Origin of the sequence: Psychrobacter piscatorii (assembly GCF_001444505.1) — a bacterium.
Taxonomy (GTDB): Bacteria; Pseudomonadota; Gammaproteobacteria; order Pseudomonadales; family Moraxellaceae; genus Psychrobacter; species Psychrobacter piscatorii_B.
This window is the reverse complement of the sequence record NZ_LNDJ01000115.1, coordinates 1-10,124: the sequence shown is the minus strand read 5'-3', so window position 1 is coordinate 10,124 and position 10,124 is coordinate 1. Positions and strand designations below refer to the sequence as shown.

General features: G+C 43.7%; 7 protein-coding genes. 4 read left to right on the top strand and 3 right to left on the bottom strand.

Annotation, left to right across the window (positions count from 1 at the left end):
* Window positions 1-35: 35 nt before the first annotated feature.
* Window positions 36-1,142: an AI-2E family transporter gene (locus AS194_RS12120; protein WP_058025747.1), complete on the bottom strand. Its 1,107-nt coding sequence runs from the start codon at window positions 1,140-1,142 to the stop codon at window positions 36-38.
* Window positions 1,143-1,465: 323 nt separating this feature from the next.
* On the opposite strand from AS194_RS12120, the gene purM reads away from it, so the two are divergent.
* A complete protein-coding gene (gene purM / locus AS194_RS12115) occupies window positions 1,466-2,515 on the top strand; it encodes a phosphoribosylformylglycinamidine cyclo-ligase (protein WP_058025746.1) in 1,050 nt (349 codons plus the stop codon).
* The gene (gene purN, locus AS194_RS12110; protein WP_058025745.1) at window positions 2,515-3,219 is read left to right on the top strand and encodes a phosphoribosylglycinamide formyltransferase; all 705 of its coding nucleotides are present in this window, start codon (window positions 2,515-2,517) and stop codon (window positions 3,217-3,219) included. Before purM ends, purN begins: the two co-directional genes overlap by 1 nt.
* 99 nt (window positions 3,220-3,318) lie before the next feature.
* Here purN and AS194_RS12105 read toward each other — a convergent pair whose 3' ends face one another.
* Complete coding sequence (locus AS194_RS12105) at window positions 3,319-4,698, bottom strand: NAD-dependent succinate-semialdehyde dehydrogenase (protein WP_058025744.1); 1,380 nt, start codon at window positions 4,696-4,698, stop codon at window positions 3,319-3,321.
* Window positions 4,699-5,064: 366 nt separating this feature from the next.
* Window positions 5,065-6,054 carry a LysR family transcriptional regulator gene (locus AS194_RS12100; protein WP_058025743.1) on the bottom strand — a complete coding sequence of 330 codons (990 nt, stop codon included), beginning with the start codon at window positions 6,052-6,054 and terminating at the stop codon, window positions 5,065-5,067.
* 653 nt (window positions 6,055-6,707) lie between these two features.
* On the opposite strand from AS194_RS12100, the gene AS194_RS12095 reads away from it, so the two are divergent.
* Complete coding sequence (locus AS194_RS12095) at window positions 6,708-8,294, top strand: isocitrate lyase (RefSeq protein WP_058025742.1); 1,587 nt, start codon at window positions 6,708-6,710, stop codon at window positions 8,292-8,294.
* Between the two features lie 154 nt (window positions 8,295-8,448).
* Window positions 8,449-10,035: a CYTH and CHAD domain-containing protein gene (locus tag AS194_RS12090; RefSeq protein WP_058025741.1), complete on the top strand. Its 1,587-nt coding sequence runs from the start codon at window positions 8,449-8,451 to the stop codon at window positions 10,033-10,035.
* Window positions 10,036-10,124: the final 89 nt, after the last annotated feature.

Here is a 10,124-nt window from a genome sequence, read left to right as displayed (position 1 = left end):
TAATTTTATTTATCTAGGACAGCCCCATAAAATATTTACTTCTTCTCAAACAGTAGCAATTGCTTACGACCTTTATAAAAATCTGTCGTGCGATAATACGCATATAGGTGGCGGAACAATACATTTAAGACAGCAGAGACTGGTAGCGCAATTAACATACCCACAAAACCCAATAGACTGGCGCCTGCTAATACCGCAAAGATAACCCATAATGGTGATAAACCAATTTTATCACCTAATAGCAGCGGCTGCAGAATATAACCTTCTGCAGCTTGCCCGACCAAAAACGCCCCCACGACCAATAACAAATAGGTCCAATCCAACCCAAACTGAAACAAGCAAGCGATGATAGCGGCCACAAATCCAATGCCAAAACCCAAGTAAGGTACAAAGCTTGCAATACCAGCTACCATACCGATGATAAGTCCAAGCTCTAGACCAATAAGCTGCAGCTGTATTGCATAAATAGCACCCAGTAGCACCATCACCAACAGCTGGCCTTTAATAAACGCCATTAAAGCCTGATCGCACTCTTTGGCGATGCCAATGACTTGTTTGCAGTATGCTCCTGGTATCGCCATCTTCCACGTCTGTAAACGCTGATCCCAATTGAACAAAAAATAAAACGTTAAAATTGGCACCAACACGATCAGTCCTGCACTGTTAATAAAGTTCATACTCGAAGTCAGTACTTGGCTCATCATGGTACTGGCATCAGCAAACTTATAATTCGTTTGCATATACTCGACCAGCGTCTCAGAAAAATCCTTAGACTCTAAGACAGGCAATTGAAAACGAGTATTACTGTTGAACCACTCTCGTACCACTTGATTATACCAGCTAGATATCTTAGGTAGATACTCCCAAGCGGCTTGCAGCTGATGCCACAATGTCGGTACCAACCACCAGAGCAACAGCGCCATCCCTACAGTAATGGTAGAGTACACAACAATAATTGCGATCCAACGTCTGAGGTGTTTTGACAATCGCTTTACCAAAGGATTGAACAAGTAAGCCAGCACAAAAGCAAATATAAACGGCACAATGACTGGTATCATCAGGTAGAGAAGGAATAGTGCCACAACCAAAACGACGACGATAAATAAACGTCTGAAAAAAGGGTCGATTGGTTGGTTCATCATGATAAGTAATCCTATACGTGGGCTGATTTGAGATAGTGACAAAAATTGCGGTACTTGAGCCGTCAGGAGTCGTAAATCTAGTGTTTTATTATCGCAGAGTACAACAAAAAATCAGTCATTTTTTGTTTCTTAATCGCTTATTTGCCACTTAATGCAAAACTTAGCCAAATATCGGTAAGTTGCTTTGCGAGTGTGGTCAGTTTTTGGGTATAATGCGCGCACTATCTTTAAACTTTGCCTTTAAACTTTATCTCGCTGATTGTAGCGTGATTGACTCCCTTACTTTTTAATTCCAATTATCTATCCCCAACTGTGAGATGACTATGAGTGACAAGCCTTCTTTAAGCTACAAAGACGCCGGCGTTGATATCGATGCAGGCGATGCTTTGGTTCAGCGAATCAAGTCCGTTGCAAAAGCCACTACTCGTCCTGAAGTCGTGGGTGGACTTGGCGGTTTTGGTGCGTTATGCCGTATCCCAACAGGCTACACTTCTCCGTTATTGGTGTCTGGTACTGATGGTGTGGGCACCAAACTAAAATTGGCATTACAGCTCAATCGTCACGATACCATCGGTATTGATTTGGTCGCGATGTGTGTCAATGATTTGTTGGTCTGTGGTGCTGAGCCATTGTTCTTCTTAGACTACTACGCGACAGGCAAGCTGGATGTCGACACCGCAGCGACTGTCGTTAGCGGTATCGGTGATGGCTGTAAATTGGCCAACTGTGCGCTTATCGGTGGCGAAACGGCTGAAATGCCAGGCATGTACCAAGACGAAGACTATGACCTTGCAGGTTTCTGCGTCGGCGTGGTTGAAGAAGACGACGTCATCACTGGCGCAAATGTTGCCGAAGGCGATGCGCTGATTGCGCTAGGTTCAGCAGGCGCGCATTCAAATGGCTACTCGCTCGTGCGTAAAGTCATCGAAGTCAGCGGCGTTGATGTGACCAATAGCGACAAAACGCTAGACGGCATGCCTATTCAAGACGCCCTGATGGCACCGACGCGCATCTATGTACAAGCAGTACAAGCACTACAAAAAGCGCTTGGCAATGAGCATCTACACGCCATGTCGCACATCACAGGTGGCGGCTTGACCGACAATCTACCGCGCGTCTTACCAGAAAATCTGGCTGCGAGCATCGACACCCAAAGCTGGCAGTTCTCAGAGCTGTTCACATGGCTACAAGAAAACGGTAACATCGACACCCGTGAGATGTACCGCACCTTTAACTGCGGCGTAGGCTTTGTGATTGTCGTGCCTCAAGACAAAGCAGAACAAGCGATTGACGTCTTAACTGCTGCTGGCGAAAACGCATGGCAAATCGGTACTATGGTCAGCCGTGACGCAGACGCGGTGGTATATCGCTAATGTGTGATGCACCCGTATCAAACGCTGCCACTGCTAATGCAAGCGCTCAGACCCCACTACGTGTGGCGGTCTTGGTCTCAGGCAGTGGCAGCAATCTACAAGTATTAATCGACGCGGTGCAGCAAAAGGCACTGCCGATTGATATCGTCGGCGTTATTAGCAATCGCAAAGACGCCTATGCCATCACCCGCGCCAAAGACGCAGGCATCGAGGTCGCCGTACTCTCGCACGTAGAGAGCGGCAAACGCATGGGCATCAAAACCTTTGAAGCTCATGCCAATGAACAGCTTGTCGCATGGCAACCTGATCTGATCGTTTTGGCAGGCTTTATGCGCGTATTGAGCGGCTCATTTATCGATAATGCGCCTGCACCAATGATTAACTTGCATCCGTCTCTCCTGCCAGTTTACAAAGGGCTAGATACGCATCAGCGAGTACTGCAAGCGGGTGATCGTCATCATGGCTGTAGTATCCATGTGGTCACCGCCGAGCTGGATGCAGGACAAGTGTTAAGCCAAGCGGTCTTGCCGATTCGTCATACCGATACGCCTGATAGTTTGCAAAAGCGCGTACAAGTGCTGGAGCATCACTTATTGCCGTGGACGATATTGCAAATCGCTATTGGCGGCGTGTCATTAACGCCAAGTGAGCAAGCCTCTAGCATCTTGCCTGCCCTGCCCTTACGTCTATTGATTGATGCTTAATTGTTTTAAAATATTATTTTCACCCGCACAAAAAAACCCAGCTATTAAGTAGCTGGGTTTTTCTTTTTAGTCTTTAACAATTTTACGTGTTATTCACTATTATTTTCCAAATACGTGTACTGCTTTAATGTTTACAAACTCTTTAATACCAAAGCCGCCGTGCTCGCGACCATAGCCTGAGTTCTTCACACCACCAAATGGCAGTGCAGGATTGGCAAGACCGTAACCATTGATATAGACCATACCAGTATCGAATTGCTCACTGGCTAAGCGAATGGCTTTTTCTTCATCTTTTGAGAAGATAGCGCCGCCTAGGCCGTAACGACTGTCATTTGCAATGCGCATTGCATCGTCGTCATCTTTGGCACGAATTAGTGATGCTACAGGACCAAATAATTCGTCGTCGTAGGCAGGTTGACCTTTCTCGACATTTTCTAAGATAGTTGCTGGATAGAAACTGCCTTTACCTTCTGGCAGCTCACCACCGACGGCAATGGTCGCGCCTTTTTTCACACTGTCTTCAACCTGCTCATGCAGTTTTTCTTGTAAGTCTTTACGCGCTAATGGACCGATGTCTGAGCTGTCATCCATTGGGTCGCCAGATTTTGTACCTTCAAATTTTTCTACGATACGCTTGCGGAATTCGTCATATACGCTATCGACCACGATGAAGCGTTTCGCTGCTACGCAAGTTTCACCGTTATTGACTAAACGGGCTTGGGTACAGGTCTCTACAGCGGTTTCTATATCGGCGTCTTCTAGTACGATAAAGGCGTCATTTGAGCCAAGCTCTAATACTGATTTCTTAATTGCTTTGGCCGCTTGTTGACCAACGATACGACCAGCAGCATCACTACCTGTGAGCGTTACGCCACGTACTTTGTCATTTTCAATCAATTTTTCTGATTGGTCATGGTCAATCAAAATCGTACGGAACAAATCATTTGGCAGTTCAGACTCATGGAATATTTTTTCGATCAATAAGCCAGAACCTGTGACGTTTGCTGCATGTTTAAGTAGCACGCTGTTACCTGCCATCAAGTTAGCAATGGCATAACGAAATACTTGATACGCTGGGAAGTTCCAAGGTTGCATACCATAGATGACGCCGATTGGCTGATAAGTCACGATACCTTTTTTCATGCTTTCGATATCTCGCTCATCATCTGCAAGCGCAGCAACACCGTTTTCAGCAGTGTAATCACAAATTGCTTTACAGAGATCTACTTCTTGCTGACTTTGACCATAGAGCTTACCGCGCTCTTCGGTCATAAGCTTAGATAGCTCCTCCTTATACTCCATCAGTTTGTCACCGATGGACTTGATGACACGCCCACGTTCTTCATGGCTCACCGTACGCCATTCTAAGAATGCATTATGTGACGCGTCGACAATCGTGTTAACTTCGTCGTTGCTCATATAATCATAATTTTTAATGTCTTCGCCCGTTGCTGGGTTAACAGTAGTAATATCTGACATGTAGATGTCCTTATTATTTGATTTTATATATTCAGTATTATTGTCACTTTTAATTATTTGGTGTTACGTCGATAGGATAATTCAATAAATGAATCGATAAGTTATTTTCTATCTGTGCTTATCATAACAAGGTATTTGGCGAAGAGTTTTACAATATATTGTGAAGTGTGTTGAAGATGTTAATAGTGTAACCTTCTTATTAAGAATAGCTAAATATTGAATAAGACTACATAGCAATACTAAACAAAAAAACCAGCCTAGAGGCTGGTTTGGTTCGTTGAATATACCAAATATAGATTGAACAATAATGTTCAAAGTGAGTTGATTACTTACTATAAGATACTTACTACTTTGTAAAAACTCTCATTAAAACAAGTGATTAATGACAGGTATTTCTTGTGGTGGATTTTCTTCCTCAGCCACTACTTGCCGTGCCACATGCATGATTAATTGACGCAACCAACGGTGAGCAGGATGGTGCTGTAGCAATGGTGACCATGCCATGGTCAGCTCAAACTCAGGAATAAAAAACGGCGGTTCTTCCATCATAATACTGTCGTTATTGGCCTGCATTCTTGCCACACGGGTTGGTAATGTCGCTATCAAATCTTTATTTGCGGCAAGCATGGCTGGCATCTGATAGTGGCGGGTGAAGACACTAATTTGGCGTTTTTGGCCCAAACGTTGCAATGCCTGATCAATAGATCCTAATCCACCTGATTTTTCTGGATTAACCCCAAAGCCCACGCCCATCCCTGTTTTAGATACCCAAACATGTTGCGCTTTAAGGTAGTTTTTCAGATTAAAGCGGTTGGCATAAGGACTTTCAGACGATAGCAAGCAACTAAACGTATCACGCCATACCAAAACCTGATGAAAGCTCTGTGGTATCTCATTAAAACGGTTGATAGCCAAATCAACACGCCCCTGCTCCATATCGCGATAAGAGACATCTGAGGGTGTCAAAAAATCCAAAATGACGTTGGGTGCTTCCGAACGTAGCGCCTTTACTAGCTTCGGTACCAAAGTCGCCTCAGCATAATCTGACGTCATAATACGAAAGACGCGTGACGTACTATAAGGACGGAATTCGGTGCGCGGCTCTAGTACTTGAGTCAAGTCAGCCAATATCTCACGAATACGTGGCTGCAACTCAAGGGCGCGCTCAGTCGGTGTCATCCCTTCAGAGGAGCGCACCAGCAACGGATCATTAAACAACTTACGCAGACGGCGCAAAATATTGCTCATAGCAGGCTGGGTGATACCAAGCTGCTCAGCTGCGCGCGTGACGTTTTTTTCTCGTAGCAACACATCTAGATGGACTAATAAATTTAAATCAACCCGCTGCAAATTCATATATATTTCTCTTAGCTTTTAAAAGATAAGCACCACGGCACGCTTGGTATTATCAGTGCTGAAATGGTGATTTTCGATCTAGGACAGCATAGTTTTGCGAATTTTTATTGGTTTTACCGCAAAATATACTCAGCATAACTCAATTCCATCACCATAAGATATTGTTATAACTATATTATAACCTATAAAAATACTAAAGATAAGTATCATAAATTAGATAAATCTTAGTAAGGCAGTTATAGTGAGTTCCATAAAGGATTTGCGATACAGACCACAAATCTGAGTTTTATGAACAGGTTATCGTCCAAAAAACAACATAGTTAAATAGCATAGTAAAGGTTTATCTCGACAGTGAAACACTACCAAGTGTCAGTATAATTGTAACATCTCTTGTTGCTAATTATGACAACGCTGTTTATTAAATAAACAAACACTTTTGATAGACGTGGGTAAGCTGAATCAGCACTATAAATCAGCAATTATTTGTCAACTGCTGAGTTCAGCAATCTTCTTGTATTCATGCACAGGTTTGTTTAGGGTAAAGAAGACCTTTACGAGGTATTGATACCACCACTACCAAATTTATTGACAACACAAATTATTATTTTAACGCTCAATTTATTATTTTTTACACCCTACCAAGGAGACTATAGATGTCAACTGCATATAAATCAGCGATCGACCTAGTACGTGAATTAAAGCAAAAGCACGGCAACTGGCAGAATATTAGCGAGACTGATGCCGCACGTATGATGTCACAAAACCGTTTTAAAACGGGCTTGGATATCGCAAAGTATACTGCAAAAATCATGCGTCAAGACATGGAAGATTATGACAATGATACGTCTCAGTACACACAGTCTCTAGGTGCATGGCATGGTTTTGTGGCACAGCAAACCATGTATGCTAAGAAAAAATACTTCGGTACGACCTCTAAAACTTATATCTACCTTTCAGGTTGGATGGTAGCTGCCCTACGCTCTGAGTTTGGTCCATTACCTGACCAATCTATGCACGAAAAAACATCAGTACCTAAGCTAATCGAGGAGATCTACACGTTCTTGCGTCAAGCTGACGCTAAAGTATTGAACGACTATTTCCGTGAGCTAAATGCTGCTGAAGAAGCGGGTCAAGACACCTCAGCTATCCTAGAAAAAATCGAAAACTTTGATTCACATGTTGTGCCAATCATCGCTGATATCGATGCAGGTTTCGGTAACGAAGAAGCGACTTACCTATTGACTAAGCAAATGATCGAAGCTGGTGCTTGTGCCATTCAGGTTGAAAACCAAGTATCTGACGCTAAGCAATGTGGTCACCAGGCTGGTAAAGTCACCGTACCGCACGAAGACTTCATCTCTAAGCTAAACGCTATTCGTTATGCATTCTTAGAGCTTGGTGTTGAAGACGGTGTTATCGTCGCACGTACTGACTCTGAGGGCGCATCACTCACGCAAAAAATCCCAGTATCAAATGAGCCAGGCGACCTTGCTTCTAAATACATCGATTTCATCGAAATGGAAGAAATATCTCTTGAAGATGCCAAAGAAAATGACAGCTTACTTAAGCACAACGGCAAACTAGTACGTCCAGTTCGTCTACCTAACGGCCTATATCAGTTCCGTGAAGAGACTAACATTGACCGCGTTGTACTTGACTGTGTAACCGCTCTAGAAAATGGCGCTGACCTACTATGGATCGAAACGCCAACGCCAGACGTTGCCCACATCAAATCAATGGTTGACCGTATTAAAGAGCAACAGCCTAAAGCGAAGCTTGTATACAACAACAGCCCATCGTTCAACTGGACGCTTAACTTCCGTAAGCAAGTCATCGCGAAATGGGAAGAAGAAGGTAAAGACATCTCTGCATACAATAAAGATGACTTGATGAGTGCTGACTACGATGGTACTGAACTTGATGCAGCAGCTGACGTTGCCGCTAAGAACTTCCAACGTGATGCGTCACGTGAAGCTGGTGTATTCCATCATCTAATCACGCTACCGACTTACCACACGACTGCTCTTAGCGTTCATGAACTTGCTAAAGGTTACTTCGGTGAAGAAGGCATGCTTGCTTATGCAGCTGGCGTACAACGTAAAGAAATCCGCGAAGGCATCTCTTGTGTTAAGCACCAAGCAATGGCTGGTTCTGACCTTGGCGATGACCACAAAGAAATCTTCTCTGGTGATAACGCTTTGAAAGCTGGCGGTGGCAAGAACACGATGAACCAGTTCTAATAAACCCTAGACTAGCAGTACATACTTAAAAAGTCGCCCTACATCATGTAGGGCGGCTTTTTATTGCGGTTTAAATAATCAGAGAATGGTAGACTAATAATTGTTTATCACCACCACCGATCTGAGCCGTCAGTCAGAATTATTAGGAGCCAATATGCAAGAAATAGAGCTGAAGTTTTTGGTACCAGAGTCACGTCTAAAAGGTTTAATGCGTCAAGCAAAAGTTAAATCTTCCCAAGTGACGCAACTGGCTGCACATTACTACGATACTCCTGACCAGCAGCTTGCACAGGCAGGCATCGGTCTGCGTATTCGCAAAGAAGGCGATACTTGGGTACAAACCATCAAAGCTGGTGGCGATGGCATTGCCGCTCGTTTGGAGCACAACGCTGTGTTAGATGACAAGCAAGTGCAGGAAATGCTTCATAATAATGGGCTGATGCCTGATTTGACGATATATGCAGAAACTCCTGTCGTCTCTGCGCTGACTAATTTTAAACTCGAAAAGTTAGCAAAAAACCTAACACGACTGTATGTCACCAACGTCGAGCGCACCACGCGCTTACTGATAGAAGATAATAGTGACGAAACTGATAGTTGTATCGAGATGGCTTACGATCATGGAGAAATTTTCCATGGTACTGATGACTCTCAGCGAAAAACCATTCAGGAGATAGAGTTCGAGTTGGTGTCAGGAGATTTAGATTTTTTGTTTACGACAGCCAAAACATGGTGCAAACGTTACAAGCTGTGTCTATCTACCGTGACCAAAGCTGAGAACGGTGGCTTGCTCATCAACGGACAGAACCACAGTCCAGCAGTTGGCGCTGACCTAAGCCAACTAGATTTGAACAAAGACAGTAGCATGCCCGCCTTTATACGAGCAGCCGTACATAACTGTCTATTACAGATACTGCCAAATAGCAGTGCTATCGTCGCTGGAAGCATTGATGACGAGCATGTTTTGCAGGTAAGCATTGGTCTTGAGCGCTTGCAGGCTGCGTTAACAGCATTTGATAGCTTTTCTGACGAGATCAATCCTGACTGGCTACCGATACTAAAACAAACGGCCAACCTACTTGGCAATTATTACCAACTCACTCATATCAATACCTATATCGAGCCTGAGCTACAGGCACTCGGAGCCCCTGCTGTTGATTGGACGACAGATATCGAGAACATAAAAATCACACCGATCAATACACTGCAAGCCAATGACTTTCAGCTCACCTTGCTAGAGCTGATTGCCTTTACCATGAGTGACCCTAGTATTGAGCCTCAAACGGATAAACTTGCTCTCGACAAGCTAGCAAAAATTCTATCGAAACAATATAACAAGTGCCTCAAAGCAGATAAAGAAACTGATGAAGTAAGCAGTACCGAGCTTGGGAGCGATGATGTAAATGTTGATATGGATATCTCTGAGGATAATCAAGACGAAGCGCTACTATGCGATCACCTAAAAGCGTTACGCTACATAAGTGAGTTCTCTGCGCCTTTGTTAAGTAAGAAAAAATCCAAGAAGAAAACCAAGCGTTGGTTAAAGCGTCTGATAAAAGCGCACATAGCGCTAGAGCAACGCAATGATGACAATCAATATCAACAGTTCTATGCCCTAAAATCAGCGAAAGATACCAATGCCCTATATGGTGCAGGTTGGTTTGCTGCCATGCTCACGGATGACCCAATTTATATCGAAACGCGTTTGGCTAAATTTAAAGACAGCTCAACATTTTGGTAAAACGTATTACTCGGTAAAGATACCTCGATAAAGATACATTGCTTAGTAAAAAGGACAGCTTTTATCAATGAAGCTGTCCTTTTTTATAG

What these genes read in the sequence shown, in the direction of transcription:
- purM (WP_058025746.1), top strand. Translation starts at nt 1,466, where the DNA reads ATGAGTGACAAGCCTTCTTTAAGCTACAAAGACGCCGGCGTTGATATC.
- AS194_RS12100 (WP_058025743.1), bottom strand. Translation starts at nt 6,054, where the DNA reads ATGAATTTGCAGCGGGTTGATTTAAATTTATTAGTCCATCTAGATGTG.
- AS194_RS12120 (WP_058025747.1), bottom strand. Translation starts at nt 1,142, where the DNA reads ATGATGAACCAACCAATCGACCCTTTTTTCAGACGTTTATTTATCGTC.
- AS194_RS12105 (WP_058025744.1), bottom strand. Translation starts at nt 4,698, where the DNA reads ATGTCAGATATTACTACTGTTAACCCAGCAACGGGCGAAGACATTAAA.
- AS194_RS12095 (WP_058025742.1), top strand. Translation starts at nt 6,708, where the DNA reads ATGTCAACTGCATATAAATCAGCGATCGACCTAGTACGTGAATTAAAG.
- AS194_RS12090 (WP_058025741.1), top strand. Translation starts at nt 8,449, where the DNA reads ATGCAAGAAATAGAGCTGAAGTTTTTGGTACCAGAGTCACGTCTAAAA.
- purN (WP_058025745.1), top strand. Translation starts at nt 2,515, where the DNA reads ATGTGTGATGCACCCGTATCAAACGCTGCCACTGCTAATGCAAGCGCT.